General features: G+C 63.7%; 22 protein-coding genes. 18 read left to right on the plus strand and 4 right to left on the minus strand.

What is annotated here, in order from left to right:
- The first annotated feature begins 27 nt into the window (after positions 1-27).
- From F562_RS0105000 to F562_RS0105050, 11 genes are all read left to right on the plus strand, one after another.
- Entirely contained in the window at positions 28-1071 is a 1044-nt protein-coding gene (locus F562_RS0105000) for a S66 family peptidase (RefSeq protein ID WP_018155837.1), read from the plus strand.
- 38 nt (positions 1072-1109) lie between these two features.
- A complete protein-coding gene (locus F562_RS0105005; protein WP_018155838.1) occupies positions 1110-1595 on the plus strand; it encodes an SRPBCC family protein in 486 nt (161 codons plus the stop codon).
- 61 nt (positions 1596-1656) lie between these two features.
- Positions 1657-2586 (plus strand): glycosyltransferase family 2 protein, encoded by a 930-nt coding sequence (locus tag F562_RS0105010; protein WP_018155839.1) that lies wholly within the window; start codon positions 1657-1659, stop codon positions 2584-2586.
- Between the two features lie 59 nt (positions 2587-2645).
- Entirely contained in the window at positions 2646-3464 is an 819-nt protein-coding gene (locus F562_RS0105015; RefSeq protein ID WP_018155840.1) for a CDP-alcohol phosphatidyltransferase family protein, read from the plus strand.
- On the plus strand, positions 3464-5122 hold the full coding sequence (locus tag F562_RS18125; protein ID WP_018155841.1) for a CDP-glycerol glycerophosphotransferase family protein: 1659 nt from the start codon (positions 3464-3466) through the stop codon (positions 5120-5122). Before F562_RS0105015 ends, F562_RS18125 begins: the two co-directional genes overlap by 1 nt.
- 42 nt (positions 5123-5164) lie before the next feature.
- Positions 5165-5851 (plus strand): IspD/TarI family cytidylyltransferase, encoded by a 687-nt coding sequence (locus tag F562_RS0105025; protein ID WP_026181014.1) that lies wholly within the window; start codon positions 5165-5167, stop codon positions 5849-5851.
- Positions 5844-6551 carry an SDR family NAD(P)-dependent oxidoreductase gene (locus tag F562_RS18130; RefSeq protein WP_018155843.1) on the plus strand — a complete coding sequence of 236 codons (708 nt, stop codon included), beginning with the start codon at positions 5844-5846 and terminating at the stop codon, positions 6549-6551. Before F562_RS0105025 ends, F562_RS18130 begins: the two co-directional genes overlap by 8 nt.
- Before the next feature lie 127 nt (positions 6552-6678).
- Complete coding sequence (locus tag F562_RS0105035) at positions 6679-7392, plus strand: HAD family hydrolase (RefSeq protein WP_026181015.1); 714 nt, start codon at positions 6679-6681, stop codon at positions 7390-7392.
- Entirely contained in the window at positions 7389-9875 is a 2487-nt protein-coding gene (locus tag F562_RS0105040) for a glycoside hydrolase family 65 protein (protein ID WP_018155845.1), read from the plus strand. The genes F562_RS0105035 and F562_RS0105040 overlap by 4 nt, the downstream gene beginning before the upstream one ends.
- Before the next feature lie 343 nt (positions 9876-10218).
- On the plus strand, positions 10219-11379 hold the full coding sequence (locus tag F562_RS0105045) for a methyltransferase domain-containing protein (protein ID WP_018155846.1): 1161 nt from the start codon (positions 10219-10221) through the stop codon (positions 11377-11379).
- Positions 11380-11414: 35 nt separating this feature from the next.
- A complete protein-coding gene (locus tag F562_RS0105050) occupies positions 11415-11840 on the plus strand; it encodes a hypothetical protein (RefSeq protein ID WP_018155847.1) in 426 nt (141 codons plus the stop codon).
- 15 nt (positions 11841-11855) lie between these two features.
- Here F562_RS0105050 and F562_RS0105055 read toward each other — a convergent pair whose 3' ends face one another.
- Positions 11856-13175: an MFS transporter gene (locus F562_RS0105055; RefSeq protein WP_026181016.1), complete on the minus strand. Its 1320-nt coding sequence runs from the start codon at positions 13173-13175 to the stop codon at positions 11856-11858.
- A gap of 124 nt (positions 13176-13299) precedes the next feature.
- On the opposite strand from F562_RS0105055, the gene F562_RS0105060 reads away from it, so the two are divergent.
- A complete protein-coding gene (locus tag F562_RS0105060) occupies positions 13300-14409 on the plus strand; it encodes a calcium:cation antiporter (protein WP_018155849.1) in 1110 nt (369 codons plus the stop codon).
- Positions 14410-14421: 12 nt separating this feature from the next.
- On the opposite strand, the gene F562_RS0105065 is transcribed toward F562_RS0105060, so the two are convergent.
- Positions 14422-15042: an L-threonylcarbamoyladenylate synthase gene (locus F562_RS0105065; protein WP_026181017.1), complete on the minus strand. Its 621-nt coding sequence runs from the start codon at positions 15040-15042 to the stop codon at positions 14422-14424.
- 34 nt (positions 15043-15076) lie between these two features.
- Here F562_RS0105065 and F562_RS0105070 point away from each other — a divergent pair, with 34 nt between their 5' ends.
- Entirely contained in the window at positions 15077-15517 is a 441-nt protein-coding gene (locus tag F562_RS0105070) for an SRPBCC domain-containing protein (RefSeq protein ID WP_018155851.1), read from the plus strand.
- A 28-nt stretch (positions 15518-15545) separates the two neighbouring features.
- Here F562_RS0105070 and F562_RS0105075 read toward each other — a convergent pair whose 3' ends face one another.
- Positions 15546-15974, minus strand: coding sequence for an OsmC family protein (locus F562_RS0105075; RefSeq protein WP_018155852.1), 429 nt, complete (start codon positions 15972-15974; stop codon positions 15546-15548).
- Between the two features lie 34 nt (positions 15975-16008).
- Here F562_RS0105075 and F562_RS0105080 point away from each other — a divergent pair, with 34 nt between their 5' ends.
- Positions 16009-16614 carry a histidine phosphatase family protein gene (locus tag F562_RS0105080; protein WP_018155853.1) on the plus strand — a complete coding sequence of 202 codons (606 nt, stop codon included), beginning with the start codon at positions 16009-16011 and terminating at the stop codon, positions 16612-16614.
- 14 nt (positions 16615-16628) lie between these two features.
- On the opposite strand, the gene F562_RS0105085 is transcribed toward F562_RS0105080, so the two are convergent.
- Positions 16629-18110: a glutamate-cysteine ligase family protein gene (locus F562_RS0105085; protein WP_018155854.1), complete on the minus strand. Its 1482-nt coding sequence runs from the start codon at positions 18108-18110 to the stop codon at positions 16629-16631.
- 170 nt (positions 18111-18280) lie between these two features.
- Between F562_RS0105085 and F562_RS0105090 the strand changes: the two genes are divergently transcribed.
- Genes F562_RS0105090 through F562_RS0105105 form a run of 4 tightly spaced genes read left to right on the plus strand, consistent with a single transcriptional unit; the run spans position 18281 to position 24435 of the window.
- Positions 18281-19459, plus strand: a complete 1179-nt coding sequence (locus tag F562_RS0105090; protein ID WP_018155855.1) for an exonuclease SbcCD subunit D — start codon at positions 18281-18283, stop codon at positions 19457-19459.
- Positions 19456-22704, plus strand: coding sequence for an AAA family ATPase (locus tag F562_RS18135; protein WP_018155856.1), 3249 nt, complete (start codon positions 19456-19458; stop codon positions 22702-22704). Before F562_RS0105090 ends, F562_RS18135 begins: the two co-directional genes overlap by 4 nt.
- 53 nt (positions 22705-22757) lie before the next feature.
- Positions 22758-23972, plus strand: coding sequence for a pyridoxal phosphate-dependent aminotransferase (locus tag F562_RS0105100; protein WP_018155857.1), 1215 nt, complete (start codon positions 22758-22760; stop codon positions 23970-23972).
- Between the two features lie 4 nt (positions 23973-23976).
- The gene (locus F562_RS0105105; protein ID WP_018155858.1) at positions 23977-24435 is read left to right on the plus strand and encodes a histidine phosphatase family protein; all 459 of its coding nucleotides are present in this window, start codon (positions 23977-23979) and stop codon (positions 24433-24435) included.
- The last annotated feature ends 39 nt before the right edge of the window (positions 24436-24474 follow it).

The following is a 24474-nucleotide window of genomic DNA, read 5'->3' on the forward strand; positions in this document are numbered from 1 at the left end:
CCTCAGACAGGATCCTAGAATCGCTTCATGGAATTCGTCTCGGTTCCCAAGGCAAACGCCGGGGACAAGATCGCCGTGGTCTCGCCATCGTTCGCCGCACCCGCCGTTGCGCCCGAGGTGCATGAGCAGGCGATGGAGCGACTGGCCGCTCTGACCGGGTTGATCCCCGTCGAGTTCCCGACCACCCGGATGCTCAATGCTCCGGCGCAAGCACGCGCAGCCGACATCAATGCGGCATTCAGCGACCCGGAAATTCGTGCGATTCATGCAGTCATCGGCGGCGAAGACCAGATCACTGTCGTGCCTCACCTCAAGGCAGAACTCGCCCGACAGGATCCGAAGCCGTTTCTTGGCTACAGCGATAACACCAACATCCTCAACTGGCTGTGGACCAATGGCATCCCGGCGTTCTATGGCGGATCCACCCAGGTGCAGCTTGGACCTGGCCCGCGAGTTGACCCGATTCATGAGCAGTCGCTGCGTGCGGCATTGCTCACGGGCGAGACTCTCGAACTCTTTGAGCCTGGCGAGTCCGAGGACATCGGACACGAGTGGACGGACCCGCGAGCACTGACCGAGTTTGGCGAACGGGAAACCACAAACCCGTGGGCCTGGTCCGGTCCCGCGAAGTCGGTCACCGGCCGTACCTGGGGTGGGTGTATCGAGGTGATGCAGTGGGTGCTCACGGCGGGCCGATTCCCGGCCGACCAAGCGGTGCTGGATGGTGGCGTGCTGCTCCTGGAGACCTCCGAAGAACTCATCTCCACCGCTGAATTTGGTTGGATCCTTCGCGCGCTCGGTGAACGCGGCCTCCTCGCAGCCATCGACGCGGTGGTCGTCGCTCGGCCGCCGACGATGTCCTTCGACGTGCGTCCATCCGATCAGGAGCGCCAAGCCAAACGCGATGAGCAGCGTGACGCAGCGTTTGCGATCGTGGCGAAATACAACCCCGACGCGGTCGTCGTTGCGGGTCCACCGTTCGGACATACCCGACCCCAATGGGTCGTTCCGTACGGCGGCGTCATGACGGTCGACGGAGCGGAGCAGCGAGTCTTCGCTAACTACCGGTGATCAGGATCCACGCAGATCGTTGAACTAGGCTCCGTTGGATGATCGGTCTCAAGCCCCTCGGCGGCGAAGTCACTGTCCAGATGGACGCATCCCCTGACGCTGTGTGGGACCTCGTCAGCGATGTCACCCGCATTGGGGAGTTCTCACCGGAGACCTTCGAAGCCGAGTGGACGCACGGAGCTACTGGCCCCGCGGAAGGAGCCCGATTCAAGGGCCACGTCAAGCGCAATGGCGTCGGGCCGACCTACTGGACGCCGTGCACCGTGACCGAATGCGTCGTGCCGACCGCCGAGTCGAGTGGCACCTTTGAGTTCGCGGTCGGCCTCGAGAAGAACCCCATCAACACGTGGGGATATCGAATCTCGCCGGCCGCTACCGGCTGTGAGGTCACGGAGTACTACCGCCTCACGCCTGCGTGGTACATGCGTGGGTATTGGCTCGTCCTGGGCACGCTTCGCGGCCGGACGAATGAGCGCGGAATGCGCACCACGCTGGAACGAATCAAGGCCGTCGTCGAGAAGTGACGCTGAAGCCACCCGACACTCCAGCCGTGTGGGACGGGAGTGGACGGCGGCAGACTTTAAAATGACGCCACGAACCTCACGGCAGGAATCTCTCATCGACCAGCAAGAAATCGCGCGCCCTACGTTCGGTGTGGTGGTGCTCACCCAAGGCACTCGCCCAGCCGAGTTACAGCGTGGGCTTGAGTCGCTGCGTGTTCAGAAGGGTGTCCAGCTGGACATCGTGGTGGTGGGCAATGCCTGGGATCCCGTTGGCCTGCCCGAGGGAGTCGCGACGTTGGCGCTCCCCCATAACGTGGGCATTCCTGCTGGACGCAACGCGGGTGTGGACCACGTCAACGGCGAGTTCCTGTTTTTCCTGGACGATGACGCCTGGCTGATTGACGATGACTTCCTGCTGAACTGCGCTCAGGCCTTCCGGCGAGATCCCACCATCGGCATGATCCAACCGCGCATCGAAGACCCCGACTCCGTCGACTACCCGCAGCGATGGATTCCCCGTCTGCGCAAAGGAAGTCGGTTCAAGTCGTCCAATGTTTTCTCCGTAGTGGAGATGGCCGTCGCGCTCCGCCGCGAGGTGTTCGACGCCACGCTCGGCTGGCCGGCGCCGTTCTTCTATGCCCATGAAGGCATCGAATTGGCATGGCGCGTATGGGGAGTCGGAAGCCGCACGGTCTATTTGGGGCATCTTCGCGCTGGTCACCCAGTCATCGACCCGCGCCGCCACGCCGACTACTTCACCAAGAATGCACGCAACCGCGTATGGCTCGCCCGCCGCAATCTGCCGTGGCCCGTCAGCTGGGGATACGTCGGATCATGGACGCTAGTTCAGTTGATCCGGTGGCGGCGTGAGCCGGAGAACCTCAAACCATGGTTCGCGGGATGGTTCGACGGGTGGACACAGCAGCCTTGGGCGCCGGAGGAACCACGCCGCAAGCTCTCCTGGTCCACCGTGGTCCGCATGGGCCGCGCCGGGCGCTGGCCGCTTATCTGAGCAGTTAAAGTGGGCGCACTTTGCCCGTTTGATCGCATCCGCCTAATCGGAATGAGCTCGTGAACTCCCAGACTCGTCGGCCCACCATTGACGAGCTTCGTGCTGTCTCCCAGCCGGAGAGCGTTCGGGGCCGCCAGAACGCCGAGCACTGGTCGGGCGAATACCTTCGTCACGGATCGCTGTACGTCACCAGGTTGCTCGTCCCCACACGCATCACACCTAATGGCGTCACGGGCGTGATGATCATGTCCGGCTGGTGCATCGCGATCAGCCTGATCGTGCCGGGAATCTGGGGACCGCTGCTAGCCGTCTTCTTTGCCCAGTTGCAGATGTACCTCGACTGTGTCGATGGCGAACTGGCTCGCTGGCGCCAGAAATTCAGCCCAGCAGGAATCTTCCTTGACCGGGTGGCGCACTACACCACGGAGGGATTCATCGGGCTCGCCTTCGGTCTTCGAGCCATCGGCTGGGGAACCGATGCCGATACCAGCACCGCTGACAGTTGGAAGTACGCCTTTCTCGGTGCCGTACTCATGGGCGGGATCCTCGTCAACAAGGCGCTTAACGACATGGTGCACGTGGCTCGTGCGCTGAGCGGCGCGGAGCGTCTCCCCGATACCAGCGAGGCCAAGGCCGTACCACGCCGAAGCCTGATCGGATTGCTTCGCAGCGCAGCCCGATTCCTGCCGTTTCACCGTATTTTCCACTCCGTCGAGCTCAGCATCCTGGCCCTTGTCGTGGCAATCGTCGGACTCGTCCTGGGCCACGGGGTGGAGATCTTCCAGTACACCGTGTGGGTGCTGGCACCTGCGGTCTGGATCGTGGTGGTTGGGCACTTCGTCGCAATCATGGCCTCACCACGCGTACGAGCGTCTTGATGCCTACGCTCCGTCGCCTGGCTCAATCAGTGCTCGCTGTTGCGGCACTGGTTCTGGGCGCTGCAGTAGCCCTCGGACTCGGGGCGGCGGGCGTCACATCCGCGGTGGTGGGGGTGCTGATTCTCGGTCTCAGCGCAGGCATCGCCTGGGTTAGTCGATTCCGCCCCGGACCGGTCATGAGTGCGGTGACACTTGCAGGCGTCCTCACGGCGTTAATCACTCTCCTGGCCCACGACAACCTCGGGGGCGCGGTGATTGCGGCAATCCTGGTTGCCACGATCGCCGTACTGATCAACGACCCGCTCGGCCAGCGCCTAGCACCAGGCGTACGCGCAGTCGGGCTTCCGGGAATGCCATCGGACGACCGCAAGGAGTTGCCTGGTCCGTTCGCCACCATCACTCTCGTATTCCTCGCGGCCCTCGGGATGCTGTTGCTGGTAGCGGCGGTCACGTCGCTTCCCATCTGGCTCGAAGTACTGCTCTTGGCCGGAGTGCTGATCGCCACCGGTGCTGGCGCGGTCCGGTTGCGCGCCGCGGTGCGCGCGCGCCGTCATGGGTCAGCGGACGCTGCGGCGACGGCGGCCCTGAACGCTTATGCGCCGCAGTTCTATCTCTACTTCAGCGGGACCGCAGACGGTGACTACCAACTCCGCATGTGGTTGCCCTATCTCGAGCGACTCGACCTTCCCTTCGCGATTCTGACGCGTGAGCCAGGACTCCTTCCTCGCGCGCGGGCGCTGACGTCCGCGCCTGTCGTCTTGTGTGAGCGACTCGCGGCGATGGATGCCGTCATGGTCCCGAGCGTGCGCGCCGTGTTCTATGTGAACACGCACCACCAAGCAGTCGACCCGGTGCGCTATCTGGACCGCAACCACATTCATCTGAACCACGGGGACTCGGACAAGCCGTCGAGCTATCACCCGATGATCGGCATGTTCGATGAGATCTTTGTGGCCGGCCAGGCCGCTATCGACCGCTTCGAGCGTCACGGGGTCCTGGTCCCCCGGGAGAAGTTTGTGGAGGTGGGGCGTCCCCAAGTCAGTGAGGTCGCGAGCACCAACCACGACCCGCTCCCCTGCACCAGCGTGCTGTATGCCCCCACCTGGCGAGGCGGCGTCCGCGACATGTCGTTCAGCTCGCTATCTCACGGCGAGAAGATCGTGCAGGCGTTGCTTGCGCACGGCGTTCGAGTCATCTTTCGCCCACACCCATTTTCGTTGCGGGAGAAGGCAACTGCCGCAACAGTGGCTCGCATTGATGAGCTGTTGACGAGCGCTCGATCTCCTGAGTGTCCCCATCTCACGAGCTCGCAGACTGCGCGACAGAGCATTGTCGAGGCCTTCAATCAGAGTGACGGTCTGGTGACTGATGTGTCCTCGGTCGCTTCGGACTACTTGCAGTCCGGCAAGCCGTTCGCCGTGGCTGACCTCGGCTCAGTCGGAGGCCAGCCCGCGGATGCGGAGTCATTCCCGGTGCTGCGCGCGGCATACCTCATGCGCGTTGATGGCGACATGCACGATGCGATCGAGGCGCTTCTGTCATCCGATCCGCTGCGGTCTACCCGTCATGATCTGCGGCGCTACTACCTCGGCGACGCACCCGATAGTGCGACGCATTTCATAGCGCGCGCCGCACGCGCAGTGCGACACCCCGACTGACAAGTTGGGGTCCGCTCCTGATGAGGGGATATGGTGCCGACCATGTATACGCTGGCCCTCCTCAATGGCGGCGTGGGTTCACGGGTGGCTGCTGGCCAACCCAAGCAACTCATTCGCGTCAACCACATTCCTGCCATGGTCTATCCACTCGTCGCGGTCGACGAGATCGACGAGATCACTCAGATCGTCTTGAACTACCCAGATGGGTGGCGTGACGCGATCGAGAAGGTCGTTCGGGATTACGCCATCAAGACGCCCATCACCTTCGTCGAAGCGGGCGATACCCGCCATTCGTCGGTACGCGTCATGCTGGATCACTGCGACAACGACCACGTGATCATCCACGAGACCGCTCGCCCTCTGGCGACCGCAGATGATTTCCGCACCCTCGTCGATGACGAGCACGAGAACGTCAGCTACATGCTGGAGATCCCGTTCACGGTGGCGCCAGTCGACCCCGAGCAAGGCAAGGTGACCGGGTCCCTGGACCGCGCGACTCTTCGCAACGTGCAGCTTCCGCAGAAGTACCGCAAGAGCACCCTGGTGGAGGGGCACGCCCACGCCGAGGCCGAAGGCCTTGTCTTCACCGAGGACGCCACCATGTGTGCCGTCGCCGGCGCAGACGTCTACTTCATCCCAGGCAACGACCAGAACTTCAAGATCACCACGAAGACCGACGTACGCCTCGCGGGCCACCTTCTCGCTGGAGGTGACCAAGAAGATGAGTAAAACCCTTCTTGTCACCGGAGCTTCCAAGGGCATCGGCCTGGCCACGGTCGAACGCTTCTTCCAGGCCGAGAACGACATCACCGACGTCATCATGTTGGCGCGCGAGTCCGCTGAATACACCGAGGCAGAGGCCGAACTCCGGGAAAACAACCCGCACGGTAAAACTCTGACCTGTTACATCGGTGACCTGTCGGACAAGGACGCCATCGAACCTCTCATGAAGACCATCATGGAGAAGCATGGCAAGGTCGACCTTCTCCTCAACAACGCTGGTTACACCGCACCAGACCCGATCCACGAGATCGACTTCGCGGACTTTGAGCAGACGATCGGCGTCAATCTGTACGCGCCGTTCTTGGTCGTCCAACACCTTCTCCACTTGGGGAACCAGTTCGAGTACATCGTCAATGTCGCCTCGACCGCGGGCATTACGGGCCGCTCGGGGTGGCTGACGTACTCCAGCTCCAAGGCTGCGCTGATCGCCATGAGCCAGGTCCTCAAGGAGGAACTGGCCATCTACGGCACGCGCGTCATCTGCATCTCACCCGGACGCTGCGCCACGGCATTACGCCGCAAGTTGGCACCGGATGAGGACCCCAGCACGATCATGCAGCCGGAAGATGTGGCTGCCGCAATCGACATGCTCACCAGCCCGGTGGGTCGCTTCGTCGACAGCGAGAATCTGGTCGTCCGACTGTGAATTAAGCGCCTTTGTAGGTCGCACGCTGAGCCCGCCCACCACCGCATGGTGGTGGGCGGGCTCAGTTGTGCTCGACGCGCCGTGGACTCGACTTTGCAGGCTCCGCCCGCGCACCTAGTCTCGATCCGTGAATTGGGATGACTATGACGCAGTGCTGTTCGACCTGGACGGCGTGATCACGCCGACCGCCGAGGTCCACATGCGCGCCTGGAACCGGATGTTCAACGCCTTCCTGCAAGGCCGAGAGGAACCCCAGGAGCCCTACACCGACCAGGACTACTTCGCCTATGTCGACGGCAAGCCTCGCTATGACGGGGTCGCCTCATTCCTTAAATCACGCAACATCGACATCCCCCAGGGTGACCCAACCGACAGTCCCGACCAGGAAACGGTGGGCGGGCTCGGCAACCGCAAGAACGATGAGTTCAGTCAGGTCCTTGAGGACGAAGGCGTGGTCGCCTACCCCGGGTCGGTCAAACTGCTGGAGGCGCTCCGTGAGCGCGGGATGCCGATGTCAATCGTGTCGTCATCGCGCAACGCACCCGCGGTGCTTGAAGCAGCTGGCGTTCGAGATTTCTTCCGTGACGTCATGCATGGCGGTGAGGCGGAGAAGCGGGGTCTGCCGGGCAAACCAGCACCCGACACCTTCCTCGCCGCAGCGCAGGACCTTGGTGCTGATGTTGCGCGCACGGTGGTGCTGGAAGACGCACACTCCGGTGTCGCCGCAGGGCGTGCAGGAGGATTCGGTCTGGTGATAGGCGTCGATCGAGGCGCTGGCGAACAGGCATTGAAGGACAGCGGCGCGGATGTCGTCGTGAGCGACTTGGAGGAACTTCTGTGACCGCGTTCGGCCCCATTACCGGTGACCCGTTGGACCGAAACCGGTTCCCGATCGATGAGTGGGCACTGGTTGAGACCCGCTTCGAACCGAGCGACCTCGGCGTCACCGAGACTCTGTTTGCGGTCGGCAACGGCTACCTCGGACTTCGGGGCAACTATGAAGAGGCGCGCGATGCGTACGCCGACGGCACGTTCGTCAACGGCTTCCACGAGACCTGGCCGATTCACCACGCCGAGGAGGCCTTCGGTCTGGCTCGCGTCGGCCAGACCATGGTCAATGCGCCAGACCCCAAGATCATCCGGCTCTATATCGATGACGAGCCGCTCGAACTCTCGACAGCCGATCTGCTGGACTACCAGCGTGTCCTGGACTTCCGGACGGGCGTGCTGTCCCGTGACCTGGTGTGGCGGACCACGAGCGGGAAGAGAGTGCGCGTACGCAGTCGGCGGATGACCTCGTTCACCGAACGACACCTGGGCGTCATGCAACTTGAGGTGACGTTGCTGGAGGGCAACGCCGCTGTTCAACTCTCCTCCCAACTGGTGAACCGCCAGGATCGCGACGTCCGCTCGGAGCAGGTCGAGCCCGCGCAGGGCACGATCGCCGATCCGCGCAAGGCCGAGCAGTTCGGTCGGCGTGTTCTTCAACCTCAATACAAGGATCTTGACGAGGACGCCGGCCGCATCGCGCTCGGCTATCAGACTGTCGACAGTGGAATGACCATCGGCGTTGTCGTCGATCACCACCTCGACTCACCGGTTCCTTATCGCACCGAGGGCCGGGTCGAGGATGACCAAGGCAAGCTCATCTATCAGATCCGCGCCGAAGAGGGTCACACCATCCGGCTGACCAAGCTGGTGTCGGTGCACACGGCGACACGCGTCCCGGCACGCGAACTCATCGACCGCTGCGAGCGGACGCTTGATCGGGCGAACGAAGACGGTGTCGAGGCGCAGTTCGAGGCTCAGCGCGAATGGTTGGACGCGTTCTGGGAACGCTCCGACGTGGAACTCCCCCGTCAGCCTGATCTGCAGCAAGCCACTCGCTGGAATCTGTTCGCGCTCACCCAGGCAACGGCTCGCGCCGATGGCTTGGGTATCCCCGCGAAGGGCGTATCGGCGGCGGGCTATGGCGGCCATTATTTCTGGGACGCCGAGATCTACGCGATGCCGTTCTCGACCTACACCACTCCCAATGCGACGCGGAACGCGCTGCGCTTCCGGTACTCCTTGCTCCCGGCGGCCCGACGCCGCGCGGTCGACCTGTCCCAAAAAGGTGCCCTCTTCCCGTGGCGGACTATTAATGGAAATGAGGCCTCCGCGTACTACGCGGCGGGCACCGCGCAGTACCACATCGACGCCGACATCGCCTATGCGGTGAGCCAGTACGTCGGGGCCACCGGAGACCTTGACTTCCTGGTTCGCGAAGGCGTCGACATCCTGGTGGAGACCGCGCGCCTGTGGGCCGATATTGGCTTCTGGCGGCAAGAGAACGGCTCGTCGTCGTTCCATATCCATGGCGTCACGGGTCCGGATGAATACACCACGGTCGTCAACGACAACCTCTACACCAACGTTCTCGCGCGCTTCAATCTGCGCCGGGCGGCCGATGCCGTGACTGAGGTCAGGGAGTCTCAGCCGGATGCCTACGACGAGGTCGTGCGGCGGACTGGGCTGCGTGAGGAGGAGATCGCCGAGTGGCGCGAGGCCGCGGCGGGAATGCACGTCCCCTATGACGCCAAGGTCGGCATTCACCCCCAGGACTCCCGCTTCCTGGACCGCGAGATGTGGGACCTAGAGCACACCTCGGCCGACGTACGCCCGCTGTTGCTGCACCATCACCCGCTGGTGATCTATCGCTTCCAGGTCCTCAAGCAGGCCGATGTTGTCCTGGCGCAATTCCTCCAGAGCGAGGAGTTCACGACCCAAGAGAAGCGGGCCGATTTCGAGTACTACGACCCGATTACGACGGGTGACTCGAGCCTGTCAGCGGTCGTGCAGTCGATCATTGCCGCAGAGGTCGGCTACCACGAGTTAGCGCTGCAGTACTTCTATGAGGCGGCATTTGTCGACCTCGCCGACCGGCACGCGAACGCCGCGGACGGCGTACACGTCGCCTCCACGGGCGGTGTGTGGAGCGCTCTCGTGTGTGGCTTTGGTGGTTTCCGAGATCACGGTGCTGGGCGTTGGCACTTCGATCCGCGACTGCCCGCTGGATGGGATGAGTTGAGCTTCCGACTCACCATGCGGGGCACCCGAATTCGAGTCACCGTGACGTCGGACGCCTTGACCGCGATCGTCGAGGATGGCGAAGGTGAAGTCACCTTCTCTGTCCGCGACACCGAAGTCACCGCAGCGCCCGGCCGACCAGTCGAGGTTCCGCTGGACGGTCAGGGTGCTCGGATCGAGGGGCGTCCGCCGAATCCGGCAGGGACCCTCCGCGCGGACGGCACTGTGATCTCGGCGACTGTTCCGGGGCGCTGACGCTGGCGGGCGCTGTACTCGAGCACACTGGATTGGTGTCACTACCACGGTGCGCTATCTTTACGCTGCATGTTGAACGGCGCGTCGGCGCCAGACAGGAAGGCTGCCAGGCGTGCTGCGACAAAAACGCGTGCGAGGACGGCACCATGCGGCTCCTCGCTGGCGGGCGGTCGACATGGTGGCCATGGCGTTGACCGCAGGTTTTGTGGCTGCAGGCGTGATGATGGCAGTAGGTCCAAGCGATGTGGGGCCATCAAGCCCCGGCCCCGCTAAACCTGCACCAGCCGACGCCCCGGCAAGCATCGAACTCGATCGCTGACTCGCAACCTGACACTCTGGTCCGGTGCAGTGCGACTATTTTGACGCTGGCGAGTGCGCCTCGTGCTCGCTGTTGGACATTTCCCACCCGACTCAGATTGCTGAACTCGATCGTGTCGTACGAGATGCCCTCTTTCCCCAGGTCGACGAAACAGCATTCCTACCAACGGTTTTCGGCCCAGAGCACCATTTCCGGAATAAGGCAAAACTGGTGGTGGGCGGAACAAAGTCCGAGCCAACCTTTGGCATCCTGGATACCAACAGGCGAGGCGTCGACCTTCGCCACTGCGGGCTGTATGAACCCGGTTTAGCGCGGGCACTCCCCCGCCTCTGTGATGCCGTCTCGGCCTTGGGTTTGACCCCGTACGACGTCAACACCCGGTCGGGTGAGTTCAAACACTTGATCGTCACGCACGCACCGTCGGGCGATCTTATGGCTCGATTCGTCTTGCGCTCGCCGGGCCAACTACCGCGTCTTGAGCGTGCGATACCAGAACTGCAGGAGGCCATTCCCGGGCTCCGCGTGGTGTCGATCAACGAGCAGCCCGAGCACAAGGCGATCCTCGCGGGGCCGAGAGAGCACGTCCTGACGGAGGAGGACTCTCTACCTCTTCAGGTTGGTCCGGTAACCGTCTTCCTCCGACCCGAGTCGTTCTTCCAGACCAATACTGCGATCGCGGCTCAGCTGTATAGCCAAGCCGCTCGATGGGTCCATGGCTCAGGAGCGGACACACTCTGGGACCTCTACTGCGGTGTCGGCGGGTTCGGTCTGAGCGTGGGCGCGCAGGCGCCAGTTCGCGTCGTGGGAGTTGAGATTGAACCCGCCGCAATCACTGGGGCGCAACGCTCAGCGGCGGCCGTTGAGGCACGAAACCCGCTGTCTTCGTTCGACTTTCGCGTTGGAGATGCATCAACGATTCTGCGCAACGAGCAGCCGGCTGACGTCGTGCTGGTCAATCCGCCACGTCGCGGAATCGGCTCGCTCGCGGACTGGCTCAACAGCAGCGGCGTGGAACAGATCATCTACTCCAGTTGCAATGTCACGTCTCTACAAGCCGACTTGGAACGGTTGACGTCCTACCGGGCGACGGCCGTACGGGCGTACGACATGTTTCCCCAGACCCGCCATCACGAAGTGCTCGTGCAGTTGGTTCGACAACCAACTGCAAGTCGATCCTGTGGATAACGTCCTGGAGAGTTCCAACGGCGGAGTATCTGTCCATGACATCTTCACGCGATTCCCTCCCACGCCAGCCCATCCGTAGCGACGCCGACCTATATGCCCTCTGGGACAGCATCGTCGGAGAGCCTGGCTTCGCCAGGCGCTGTCTCTGGCTGATCTTCCTCGACCTGGACCATCGGCCGATGGACGTCATTGTGCCGATTGATGGCATACCCGAAACCCCAGAGATCGAGGGCGTCTCCCGGCTCCTGGAGATGGTGCGCGGCCAGGTGCCAGAGGGCACGGTGGCCACGATGCTGTCGAGGCCAGGTAGCCAGCGCATCCGCGAGTCTGATCGCGCCTGGGCTCGGGCTATCGAGTCGCTCCTGGCCGATCAGCGCCCGCACTGGCCAGTCCATCTGGCGACCGATCATGGCCTCGGTGTCTTTGCGTTGGACGACCTGCTGGTGGCCCACGGCGGGTAATTCGGTCTCGGTCTGCTACTCCAGTGCCTTCCCACGTTGTTCAGGCAGACCGAACGCCGCGAGCGCCGCGATGGCGAATGCCGCAGCGAGAACCGAAAACACCAAGCCGGTACCGCCAGCATCGGTGAGTACCGGCACGAGGAGCGGCGCAGCGATCGCAGCGATCCGCCCGAACGCTGTGGCCGCACCGGCGCCAGTCGCGCGCATCGAGGTCGGATAGGTCTCTGGGGTGATCGCATAGAGCGCGCCCCATGCTCCGAGGTTGAAGAAGGACAGCGCACAACCGGTGATCAGAATGGTGGTCTCTGAGCCTGCCTGCCCAAAGGCCAAAGCCGAGATGGCCGACCCGGCAAGGAAACTCGCCAAAGTCGCACGCCGCCCCCACACCTCGACGAGAACCGCCGCCACGGCATATCCCGGAATTTGAGCGAGGGTGATGATCAGGGTGAAGCCGAAGGACTTCGCCATGGGGAAACCCTGTGCAACGAGGAGCGTGGGGATCCAGATGAAGGCCCCGTAGTAGGCGAAGTTCACTCCGAACCACACCGCCCACAGGGATCCCGTCCTGACCCTTAACTCGGGTGTCCACAACTGACCGGGAACCGCCGCGACGGCTTTCGCTGCTGGTGGCGACTCAACCGGCGCGACTCCAGCAGCCTTCTCAAAGTCCCGGACAGCGGATTCGGCCTCGTCGGTCCGACCCTGGCTTTCGAGGAAGCGCACCGACTCCGGAAGTGAGAAGCGAACGACCAGTGCGTACGCCGCAGGGACGAGTCCGATGGCAAATGCCCAACGCCAGCCGTTGTCTGAGGCGGGCACCACCTGATAACCGATGATCGCGGCCAGCACCCAACCCAATGCCCAGAAAGACTCCAGTGCCACAACAACGCGCCCACGAATCTTGGCCGGGGCGTATTCGCTCACCAGTGTTGAGGCCACGGGCAGTTCGGCACCGAGACCGATCCCAATCACGAAGCGCAGGACCAAGAGCATGGCGAGGCCGGTGGACAGCGCCGCGGCACCCGTGGCCAGGCCATAGACCAGCAGGGTGAGTGCGAAGACTGATCGGCGTCCGATGCGGTCCGCCAGGAGACCACCGGCTGAGGCACCCACTGCCATACCGATGAAGCCAATGGATGCCACCCACGACACCTCGGTCGAGGTCAGGCCCCATTGCTGTGCGAGCGCAACCATGACGAAGGACACCAGTCCAACGTCCATCGCGTCGAGCGCCCAACCGATTCCCGACCCGACTAATAAACGGCGGTGTCGTCGGGTGAACGGCAGCCGATCGAGGCGCTCAGGCCGGGTTAGCGGCTCTGACGTTGTGGTCATGTGGTGCTCCTGGGCGGGGCCAACAGGGAGGATAGGACGACGCAGCGCACGCCGCCCGGTTCACGCGAACCGGCCGTACGCGAGGATATGCCTGCAGCCAAACCGTAAAGGGGAGCAGGTCGACATGGCCACACCGGCGTCCGAAGAACCAACCTGGCGGCAGTGGACCACCTGGGTCCCGCCGCTCGCTGGCGTTGGCCTTGCGGCGTCGTGGGGTCGTGGCCTTCCTACCGTCCTGCTCGTGGTCATCGCCGCGCTGCTCGTGGGTTCAGTGCTGGCGGCCGTCCATCATGCTGAGGTCGTCGCACACCGTGTCGGTGAACCCTTCGGTTCTTTGATCCTCGCCGTCGCGGTCACCGTGATCGAGGTGGGGCTCATCCTCACTCTCATGCTGAGCGGTGGGGATGCGGCCAGCACTTTGGCCCGCGACACCGTGTTTGCGGCCGTCATGATCACCACCAACGGCATCCTGGGTCTTGCGCTCCTTGCGGGGGCCTTGCGCCACGGCATTGTGCACTTCAATGCCGAGGGCACGGGCTCGGCATTGGCCTGTGTCGCGACGCTGGCGACGCTGTGCCTTGTGCTCCCCCGCTTTACCACCGCAGCGCCCGGTCCAGAGTTCTCCGGCTCGCAGCTCGCGTTCGCAGCGGTGGCCTCGCTTGCCGTCTACGTCATGTTTGTTCTCACTCAGACCGGCCGGCACCGGGATTTTTTCTTGCCAGTACCGCTCGGCAACTCGCCGGACAAGGACAAAGATGGGCACGCGGACCCGCCAAGTGGCCGTGCCGCGCTCGTCAGTCTGGCCCTGCTCGTCCTGGCGCTCGTGGCCGTGGTTGGCCTGGCCAAGGTGATTTCGCCCGCCATTGAAGACGTCATCGACGGTGCCGGGCTCCCCCATAGTTTTGTCGGTGTCGTGATCGCGCTCATGGTTCTGGCACCCGAGACCCTTGCGGCCGTGCGCGCCGCGCGGCTGGACCGAACCCAGATCAGCCTCAACCTGGCGCTGGGTTCGGCAATGGCCAGCATCGGCTTGACGATCCCCGCGCTGGCCATCGCCAGCATCTGGCTTCCGACGCCGCTGCATCTTGGGTTGGAATCAACCCACATCATCCTGCTGGCGCTCACCATGGTCGTCGGTGTCCTTACCGTCGTTCCCGGGCGAGCGACGCGACTGCAGGGTGGCGTACACCTGGTGCTGTTGGCGTCGTTCATCTTCCTGGCCGCCAACCCCTAGGCCGGGGCGAAGTCAGCTAAACGGCGCCGGGTCGCCTGCACCCACGCGCATTACCTCGGGCACTCCGTCCGAGAAATCGATGACGGTCGTCGGTTCGAGACCGCACTCGCCTGAGTCGATCACCGCATCGACCTGGTGGTCGAGCCGCTCCTTGATGGCCCAGCCTTCGGTCAGCGGGTCCTCATCATCGGGCAGCAGCAGCGTGCTCGACAGCAACGGCTCACCCAACTCCTCCAACAGCAGTCGTGCGACGGGGTGGTCGATGATGCGTACGCCCACAGTCTTCTTCTTGGGGTGCAAGAGTCGCCGAGGCACCTCAGAGGTCGCGGGAAGGATGAAGGTGTAGCAGCCCGGGGTGTGGTTCTTCACCGCCCGGAAGACTCGGTTGTCTAGCTGCACGAGTTGGCCGAGCTGGGCAAAGTCGCGGCAAACCAGCGTGAAGTGATGCTTCTCATCGAGACGCCGGATGTCGACGATTCGGCTCTTGCCCTCGGCATTCCCGAGTTGAGTGCCCAGCGCGAAGCACGAGTCGGTCGGGTACGCAATCAGGCCACCGGCGCGCACGATGTCCGCTGCTTGACGAATTCGTCGCGGTTGGGGGTCGAGTGGGTGAACGTCGAGATACCGTGCCATATGCCTATGGTGGCGAAATGTGGGAGGGAGCGCCATGGGGGACGACGTAATTTTGTCCTACGACCTGCCGTGTCCGGCACAGCGTGCCTTTGTGAACTACGTAGACGACATAGGGTCCTGGTGGCCTGGCCATGTCAACGCTGACCCGTCACGGTTCGACGGTCTTTACTTCGAACCGTGGGTGGGTGGGCGCTTGAACGCCAGATACCAGCCGGATGAGGAGGTGCAGTGGGGCACCATCGTGCGCATCGAGCCGGCGGTGGGCATTGTCCACACCTTTTCACTCCCGCATCGGTCATCGGCGCAGACCACCGTGACGCTGAGCTTTTCCGAACTCGATACCGGGTCACGCCTGACCTTTCGACACACTCCGTGGAACGGCATCGATGCGTTGGGGCAGACCAAGTTCGGTGAGTGGCCACTGATCCTGGGGCACTACGTCGAGTTGGTTCGCGCGTCGTCCCGACGAGTCTGAGGTCGTCGGCCGCGAGATCGTCCGGCCTCTACTGCGTCAGCGTGGTCGTCACGGGAGTCGCCAGTTCGACGGTCCGGCTCACGGTGCATAACCGATCGTGGGAGCGCTGCACCGCACCGGGAAGTACCGCACGGGCGGCGTCGCCCTCGGGACCTTCCGGGAAAGTCACGGTGAAGGTGACGTCGATCGCACCCATCCGGTTGCCGTCGGCGTCGCGCACCTTGTCGCCGCCGCACTCCACCGAGAAGACGCTCGGCTCGCTACGGCGCGTCGTCAGCACGTCGACGTCAACAGCCGAGCAGGCAGCAATCGCCGTCAGCAACAACTCCACTGGTGTGAAGGATTCGTCTTCGCCCGTACCGGTCGTGAGTCTGCCGCCACGCTCGTTGGTCGCGGCGAATCGTCCTGCACCGTCACGGTCGAGCGAGATAGAGCGGCGGGCGTCAGAGGTCGTCATGGGTCCAGAATGCCAGGACGAGTAGCCTCCCCCCATGACCAACGCCACCGATCAGCCTGGCCGGATCATCCTCATTCGCCATGGCGAGACCGAATGGAGTCTCTCGGGCCAACACACCGGGACGACGGACCTACCGTTACTTCCCGAAGGCGAGGCCGTCGCTCGTTCCTTGCGCGAGCCATTGACGAAGTTCAACATCGTGGCGGCGTATAGCTCTCCGATGGCCAGGGCTCGGCGTACCGCGGAACTCGCGGGACTAGAGCGGGTCACCGTGCTTGAGGATCTCCGCGAGTGGGATTACGGCCGATTCGAAGGCATGAGCACGCCCATGATTCGTGCCGAGCTGGGCTACCCGTGGGAGATCTTTACCGACGGAGTCCAGCCCGGCGAGTCGCCCGGTGAGACCGTCGAGGATGTCGCCGCTCGAGCCAGCCACGTGCTCGCCACGGCCCGTGAGGACGCCCGACGAGGGGACGTCGTCCTCGTCGGACATGGCCACACCAGCCGCATCCTGGCTGGGGTATGGCTGCGCCAGGAACCGCGCTTTGGCGCAAACCTTGAACTCGGAGCCGGCCGGATCAGCGTCCTTGGCCAGCACCACGGCATTCCCACACTGGAAATGTGGAACGCCGCGGGCTAGATCCGACGTGATGCCTAGGGAAGTTCCCAGGTGTGGACCGGCTCGTTGCTGTGCATGCCCTCGATATAGAGGTCGAGCATCGAGTGCAGAGCAGTACGGCGATCCTGGCCGCGCTCCTCGAAGCGGCGGACCGCTTCGATCTGCCAGGACGCGCCATTCATGCCAGATCGACACCGCGCCTCGATGATGCCCAGATAGCGTTCAGCAACTTCCGGGGCGACACCCCATTCAGCAAGGCCCTCGTACGCCAACGGGAGCAGGTGTCGGACAGCAAGTTCAACGGCGGGAACCTCGCCATAACCGGGCCAATAGACCCGGGCTTCAATACCTTTGGCAGCGCACTGGTGGAAATTCTCCTCCGCAGCAGAGAAGCTCATCCGCGTCCAGATCGGACGGTCGGTTCCGGCCAACTTCTTGATGGCACCGTAGTAGAACGCCGAGTTCGCCATCGAGTCAACAATGGTGGGACCGGCAGGTAGGACGCGGTTCTCGACGCGCAGATGCGGGCGACCCCCGACGATGTCATAGATCGGGCGGTTCCAGCGGTAGACCGTGCCGTTGTGCAGTCGCAGTTCGGCGAGTTGTGGCGCCTCACCAGCGGACAAGACCGCCTGGGGGTCTTCGTCCGTCGTCTCGGGCAGGAGCGCTGGGAAATACCGCACATTCTCTTCGAAGAGGTCGAAGATCGAGGTGATCCAGCGCTCGCCGAACCACACCCGAGGCCGGACCCCTTGATTCTTCAACTCGATCGAGCGGGTGTCCGTGGCCTGACTGAACAACTCCACGCGCGTCTCGTGCCACAACTGCTTGCCGAAGAAATACGGCGAGTTAGCGCCGAGGGCAAGCTGGATGCCGCTCAACGCCTGCGCGGCGTTCCAGTGCGCGGCAAAGTCACTGGGTTGGACCTGAAGGTGAAGTTGAACCGAGGTGCAGGCTGACTCTGGGGCGATGCTGTCCGCGTAACGTTCGAGGCGCTCCCCCGACGGCCCTTCGATGTCTATCCACAGATCCTCGCCGCGGGCCGAGAAGATGGCTTCGTTGAGGGCGGCATACCGCGAGTTTGCACTCATCCACTCGGTCGTGAAGTGCTCAGGCATCAAGGTCGGCAGGATGCCGACCGCAACGATCTTGGCGTTAGCTTCCTCAGCGAGCTTCTCGGCCCGGTTGAGGCTGGCCCGCAGGTCGCGCTCCAAGTCGAGTGGCGCCCGGCCTGGCAGCGGACGCGGTTCGACATTGAGCTCGATGTTGTATTGGCCGAGCTCGGTCTGATAATCCGGATCGGCGATCCGCTCGAGCACTTCAGCATTAGTGAAGGTCGGCTCGAGTTGCTCATCGACGAGGTTGAGCTCGATCTCCATCCCGGTGAGCGGTCGATCAAACTCGAAGCTGCTCTGGGTGAGCATCCGCTCAAATACGTCGAGGTCCTGGCGAACCTTCTCGCGGTACTGCTGCCGCTGTTCGCGGGTATAGGTGGTGCTGTTGACTTCGGCGCCCATGGACCCTCCTGACAGATGTGGCGCCAACTTCTCACACCGAGTCCACTTCTGTCACAGATTGCACTGACGGTCTCAGATTCTGCGCGGTACGAGCCCCAGACGGGACCCGATCTGGGACGGCCGGGTGCGCCTCCGCCGGCTTGTCGGAGGTCGCACCTAACCTGACACGCATGCGGCTGCTGCACACGTCTGACTGGCATCTGGGGAGGCGTCTGCACGGCGCGGACCTCCTGCCGGCTCAGGAGCAGTTCTTGGAGCACCTCGTGACTGTCACCGCACAGGAAGAGGCTGACGTCGTGCTGGTGGCTGGTGACGTCTATGACCGTGCGCTGCCGCCGCCAGCCGCAGTAGAGCTGCTGTCGCGCACCCTGCGCGATCTGATCGCCACCGGTGCGCAGGTCATCCTGTCGGCAGGTAATCACGACTCCCCCGCCCGCCTCGGCTTCGCCGCTGACGTGCTTGAGCTCGCGGGCGTGCACGTGCGCACGGGAATCGATCGTCTGCAAGATCCGGTCCATGTCAACGGCGTCGATGTGTATCCCGTGCCCTATCTCGAGCCCTCCGTCGTGGCAGCTGAGCTCGGCGCCCGACGGGCCACGCATGCAGAAGTCATGCGCGCTGCAATCGACCGGATCATTTCGACGATGACCGACCGACCGGCAATCTTGATGGCACATGAATTCGTTGCCGGATCCACCTCGAGCGACTCTGAGCGCGATGTCACGGTGGGTGGTCTCGGCGTCGTGCCAGCGGAGGTTTTCGCGCCGTTCGCCTACACCGCTCTGGGCCATCTGCACCGCCCGCAGTCAGTGACCGACCAGGTCCGCTATTGCGGATCGCCAGTGGCGATGTCGTTCTCAGAGGCAGACCAGGTCAAAGGCTCGCTTCTGGTCGATATAGGCGACGCCGGCGATCTCGATGTTCAGATGGTTCCAGCTCCCACGTGGCGCCCACTACGGCGATTGCGCGGAGATCTGAATAGCCTTCTGTCTTCAGCGTCGATCGCCGATGCCGAAGACGCCTGGTGCGAGGTCACCTTGACCGATCGGGTGCGTCCTGCCCACGCGATGGACCAGGTACGACAACGTTTTCCCCATTGTTTGGCCTTGCGGTGGGACGCACCCGAAGGCGTGTCCGACGTACGCACCTATGCCGATCGGGTGCGCGGCCGAGATGATGCCGAGTTGTGCGGTGATTTCGTTGAGCATGTGCTTGGCCGACCCGCTACCGACAGCGAGCAGGACCTTCTCAGCGAGGCGATCGCCGGGACGGCGACCATGCGGCGAATCAACGATCGCGAGCAGGCCCCACCCCGTATTGGCTCCGACTCGGCGTCGGGAGTGGCATGAAGCTCCATCGCCTCTCGTTCCAGGCGTTCGGTCCGTTTCCCGACGCCCACGTTATCGACTTCGACGCGCTAGGCGATTCGGGAATCCACCTCATCCACGGCGCAACTGGCGCTGGCAAGACCTCCATCCTGGACGCGATCTGCTTTGCCATTTTCGGCCAGGTTCCCCGGACCCGGCAGGGAGTCAGTGGAAGTGGACCTGCGAGTTCGTCTGCTGCGCAAGGAATTTCGCCCGAGGTAGTCCTCGAAGCAACACTGGCGGGACGACGGCTGCGTTTTACCCGGGTTCCTGAATATGCGCGCCCGAAGAAACGCGGTGCGGGTATGACCATCGTGCGCTCGAGCGTGGTGCTCGCCGAGAGACATCTACACGGTTGGCAGACCATCTCGACGCGGGTCCAGGAAGTCCAACACATCGTTGATGTCTCACTTGGGCTTCAACTCGACCAGTTCGCGCAGGTCATCATGCTGCCGCAAGGTGGGTTTGCTGAGTTCCTGCATGCCGAGCCCGACGCACGCGCGGGTATTTTGCAGCGACTCTTCGACATCGAGCGGTTCACCGACATCGAGCAGTGGTTCGTCGCGAAGCGCCGCGAGGCGACGGCGGCAGTCGAGGTGGCCAGGGCGCCTGTCGATCGCGCACGCACAGTCGTCGAGCTTGCACTGGCCGATCTGCCCGTGCGAGAGGACTCTGACCAAGACGCTCCCCCTGAACTGGTTCAAACAGAGTCATGCCCCGAGGAGGGCCTGCCAGCCCTGATCGCCGCGTTGGCCCAGGACGTCGCCGACCGTGCGACGTCGGCGGCGGCCGAGGCGGATCAGGCACATTCGGGAGCACGGTCTGCCCATGCTGAGTTGGCCCGGGCTGAGCAACGCTCGCGCCTGCGTGCACACGCCCGCGCCGCACGTCGAATGCTCAGGCTGCTGGAGGCACCCGATGCTCAGGCCGCCGATCGCGCCGCGCGCACACAACTCGACTCCGCAGATCGTGCAGGACGAGTTGCACCCACGCTGGCCGCCACGAGGGCGGCTGCCGCGGGCCTCGCCGAGGCCCGCACGGCGTATTCCGCTGCCGTTCCGCCTCCCCTCGTTCAGCGCACCCTGCCGGACGAGGCATCGCCGGCGGCAGCATGGGTCGCACTGCTGACACAGCACAGCGCGCAGGTGCGGTCGGCGGCCGAGCAGGGAGCAGCAGGGCGTTCAACCCTGGCGCAGGCGCGCGACCACCTTCTACGGCGCGCCGCCCTTGAGCAGTCCTTCACGTCAATTCAGGACCGCCTTGACGCGCTCATCGAACAGCAAGAAGCCGCCGAAGAGCGGCTTGCGGTGGCTCGGTCCGCAGCGGAGCCTGCCGGCGCAGCCGATGAGCTTGTGCGGCTCGTTGACGCTGCTGACAAGCGCCAATCGGCGGCGGCCGAAGCAGCCGACAAAGAAGCGTTCTATGCCGAGGCAGTTCACGAAACGGACGATTCGGTGGCTACAGCGACCCAGCACGCGGAACGCTTGCGACGAACCCGCGTGCACCAGGTGACCGGCCAACTTTCGGCCCAACTGCGCGACGGTGAGCCCTGCAGCGTCTGCGGGTCCACGATCCATCCCGCTCCGGCCGAGTTGTCCTCAGACGAGGTCGTCACCCAAGACGAACTCGACGCAGCGGAGCACGCACAACAGTTGACGCGTGAGGCGTTCGATGCCGCGATGGCCGACCTGACGCGCGCGCGCACCGCACATCTGCATGCGACAGCCGAATACGAGTTCGCTTTAGCCGCAGTTCGATCCAGCGCCACAGAGTTCTTCGGCGACCACGCGCACCAGGGTCTATCCACCGCTGAGACCACAACAACGTTCCTTCAGGAAGTACGCGCTCAGACAGTGCGCCGACGGACCCAAGCCCAGCAGGCGCGTGCTGAGACGGACCGGCTTGAATCTGAGCTCGACACCATTCGCGCCACGATCGCTACTACTCAGGAGCAGTTAGTTGAGGCCAAGCTCGACCACGCCTCGGCGCGAACGCGCGCCCAGGAAGCCGCTGCCACGGCGCTCGAACACACCGTGCGCGCGGTCTCGTTGGCGACACATCATGCCGAGGAGTGTCCCTGTTCCGACAACAACCCCCTCCCTATCCCATCGTGGGCCGGTACGACACCGGATGACGTGCTCGGGTGGGTCCTCGACCAGCCAGGAGAGTCCGCTTCGCTGGATGACTTCGCGCAGTCTTTAGCGGCCGCCGCGGCGCAACATCGCGAGCTCGAACGTTCGGTCACGACATGGCAGACGGCCGAGTTGCGCTTCCACGAAGCTCAACGCCGTCATGAAGAGTCAGACGACGCGTTGCGGGCGCTGATCGCGCAAGAAGGATTCACTGATCCGGCGGACGTCGATGCCAGCACACTGACACCGGCAGAGCAAAGCACCGTGCGCGATCAACTCGACCGCACCGCTGCGGCACGAACGCGTGCGGAGACGATTCTTGCCGACCCCGATGCGGCTGCTGCACTGAGTGCCAGCGCGAGCGACCTGGAAGCGATGCGGGCCGAGGCGGCCGACGCAGAGGTTCGCGCGCGGCAGGCCCGAGACCGCGCCTCGACACTCGAACGGGTTCGGGGAACGCTGCGTACCGCTGCTCGCGACCTGCATGGAGCCTTAGCAGCGCTCACTCCGCTGCGCGCACGGCACGAGGCACTCGACCACCTAGCCGCCATCATCAATGCCGAACGAGGGTCCGCTGGAGACCGCAGAATGCGGCTGTCGGCCTATGTTCTCGCGGCTCGACTTGAAGACGTCGTCCGCCTAGCCAACGACCGCCTGGCCACGATGACCGCGCAGCGGTTCACGCTGGAGCACGACGACGGCCCAGGGTCGCGCGGCTCACGGGGCGGGCTCGGCCTGCGCGTTCATGATGCGTGGACGGGCACCTCCCGGCCGACGCGCACCCTCTCGGGCGGCGAGACCTTCCTTGCGTCATTGGCACTCGCGCTGGCGTTGGGCGAAGCGATTCAACACGACGCTGGCGGCAGGCAACTGGACACGCTGTTTATCGACGAAGGTTTCGGCTCGTTGGATGAGGACAGCCTTGAGCTCGTCTTGGAGGTGCTAGACCAGTTGCGCGGCGGCGGACGCATGGTGGGCATCGTCAGCCACGTCCCCGAGTTGCGTCAGCGGATCCCGGCGCAAATCGAGGTGCGCAAGTCTGAAGCAGGCTCCTCGGTGCGGCTTCATCTGCCTGGCCGCTCATCTGCCGCCTGACACACACCGCATGGCGCCGGCGTCTCGCGACAGACCTGTGGGATTCTTAGCCTGTGCGCCAAATACGCCAGTCGGCCAAACTCAAGGGTGTCCGGTACGACGTACGGGGCCCCATCCTCGTCGAGGCCCAGCGCCTCGAGGCTGAGGGGCAACGAGTACTCAAGCTCAACATCGGCAATCCCGCGCCGTTCGGCTTTGAAGCCCCCGACGCGATCGTCGCCGACATGGTGCATCACCTGCCCGACGCCCAGGGCTATTCCGACAGCCAAGGCATCTATTCAGCGCGCACCGCCGTCGCCCAGTACTACCAAGGTCGTGGCTTGCGCGACACCGCCGTCGACGACGTCTTCATCGGTAACGGTGTCTCTGAGCTGATCTCGATGGTGCTGCAGTCTTTTCTCGACGACGGCAACGAGATCCTTGTCCCGGCGCCGGACTACCCGCTGTGGACCGGCGCGGTATCGCTGTCTGGTGGCACCCCCGTGCACTACCTGTGCGACGAGGACAACGACTGGCAGCCTGACCTGGAAGACATCGAGTCCAAGATCACGGACGCCACCCAGGCGATCGTCATCATCAACCCGAACAACCCCACCGGTGCCGTCTACTCTGATGAATTGGTGCGCGACCTGGTACAACTCGCGCGCAAACATGACCTGGTGATCTTCTCGGATGAGATCTACGAAAAGATCACCTTCGACGGGTTGGAGCACCACCACACCGCAACGTTTGCGGGCGATGACGTGCTGTGCCTGACCTTCAGCGGTCTCTCCAAGGCCTACCGGGTGTGTGGCTATCGCGCCGGCTGGTTGATGATCTCCGGCCCGAAGCACCTGGCCACGGATTTCCTCGAGGGCCTGACCCTGCTGGCCAATATGCGCATGTGTGCCAATGTGCCCGCCCAGCACGCCATCCAAACGGCGCTCGGTGGATATCAGTCGATCAACGACCTCATCGTGCCGGGCGGGCGCTACTACGAACAGTCGATGCTCGCCTACCGGTTGCTCAACGAAATTCCCGGCGTCTCGTGCGTGCGTCCACAGGGAGCGCTCTATTGCTTTCCGCGCCTTGACCCCGAGGTGTATGCCATCGAGGACGACCAGGACTTTGTGCTCGGCCTCCTACGCGCGAAGCACCTCCTGGTCACACACGGGACCGGCTTCAACTGGCCGAAGCCCGACCATTTCCGTCTTGTGACCTTGCCCGACGTCGAGATGCTCACCGAAGCCATCGGCCGCATCTCCGACCACCTGGCCACACTGCGCTGAGCCGATGTCCGACCTCTTCTGTCCCGCGACGTTGATTCTCGCGCGACACAGTGAGGTGAAACTCGCCGACTACCTGCGCGGCCGCAACGTCGCGCACGTCTACAGCAGCACGATGATCCGCGCAGTTCAGACCGCGGAAACCGTCGCTGAAACCCTCAACCTTGACATCACGGTGAAGGAATCTTTGCGTGAGGCGGTGGCGCAGGAGGGTAGTGGTGACCTGGTGGCGAGATGCCGCGCCGTCATTGAGGAACTCTCCGACGTGCATCGTGGCGAGACGGTCTTGGTTGTCACGCACAGTGACGTCCTGGATAGTGCTGTGCCTGCTCTGGCGATGATGGCGTCCGGAGTCGGCCGGGTTCCCCACCCGGGGCTCGTCGAATTACAGGTCGATGCCGACGGCATCGTCTGCACAGCATGGGCACCGTCATCCAGCTACCCGCCTCGAGAAGCCATCGACTAGCGGCAAATGCAGGGTACGTACGCCGTCGCACCGCGCATT

The sequence above is a fragment of the Demetria terragena DSM 11295 genome, from assembly GCF_000376825.1.
In the GTDB taxonomy this organism is placed as follows: domain Bacteria; phylum Actinomycetota; class Actinomycetes; order Actinomycetales; family Dermatophilaceae; genus Demetria; species Demetria terragena.

Bases quoted from the DNA above. Each gene is read 5' to 3' on its own strand.
- F562_RS0105090 (WP_018155855.1), top strand. From the start codon at position 18,281: ATGCGGCTGCTGCACACGTCTGACTGGCATCTGGGGAGGCGTCTGCAC.
- F562_RS0105050 (WP_018155847.1), top strand. From the start codon at position 11,415: ATGACATCTTCACGCGATTCCCTCCCACGCCAGCCCATCCGTAGCGAC.
- F562_RS0105060 (WP_018155849.1), top strand. From the start codon at position 13,300: ATGGCCACACCGGCGTCCGAAGAACCAACCTGGCGGCAGTGGACCACC.
- F562_RS0105000 (WP_018155837.1), top strand. From the start codon at position 28: ATGGAATTCGTCTCGGTTCCCAAGGCAAACGCCGGGGACAAGATCGCC.
- F562_RS0105025 (WP_026181014.1), top strand. From the start codon at position 5,165: ATGTATACGCTGGCCCTCCTCAATGGCGGCGTGGGTTCACGGGTGGCT.
- F562_RS0105010 (WP_018155839.1), top strand. From the start codon at position 1,657: ATGACGCCACGAACCTCACGGCAGGAATCTCTCATCGACCAGCAAGAA.
- F562_RS18130 (WP_018155843.1), top strand. From the start codon at position 5,844: ATGAGTAAAACCCTTCTTGTCACCGGAGCTTCCAAGGGCATCGGCCTG.
- F562_RS0105105 (WP_018155858.1), top strand. From the start codon at position 23,977: ATGTCCGACCTCTTCTGTCCCGCGACGTTGATTCTCGCGCGACACAGT.
- F562_RS0105085 (WP_018155854.1), bottom strand. From the start codon at position 18,110: ATGGGCGCCGAAGTCAACAGCACCACCTATACCCGCGAACAGCGGCAG.
- F562_RS0105070 (WP_018155851.1), top strand. From the start codon at position 15,077: ATGGGGGACGACGTAATTTTGTCCTACGACCTGCCGTGTCCGGCACAG.
- F562_RS18125 (WP_018155841.1), top strand. From the start codon at position 3,464: ATGCCTACGCTCCGTCGCCTGGCTCAATCAGTGCTCGCTGTTGCGGCA.
- F562_RS0105075 (WP_018155852.1), bottom strand. From the start codon at position 15,974: ATGACGACCTCTGACGCCCGCCGCTCTATCTCGCTCGACCGTGACGGT.
- F562_RS0105005 (WP_018155838.1), top strand. From the start codon at position 1,110: ATGATCGGTCTCAAGCCCCTCGGCGGCGAAGTCACTGTCCAGATGGAC.
- F562_RS0105065 (WP_026181017.1), bottom strand. From the start codon at position 15,042: ATGGCACGGTATCTCGACGTTCACCCACTCGACCCCCAACCGCGACGA.
- F562_RS0105080 (WP_018155853.1), top strand. From the start codon at position 16,009: ATGACCAACGCCACCGATCAGCCTGGCCGGATCATCCTCATTCGCCAT.
- F562_RS18135 (WP_018155856.1), top strand. From the start codon at position 19,456: ATGAAGCTCCATCGCCTCTCGTTCCAGGCGTTCGGTCCGTTTCCCGAC.
- F562_RS0105055 (WP_026181016.1), bottom strand. From the start codon at position 13,175: ATGACCACAACGTCAGAGCCGCTAACCCGGCCTGAGCGCCTCGATCGG.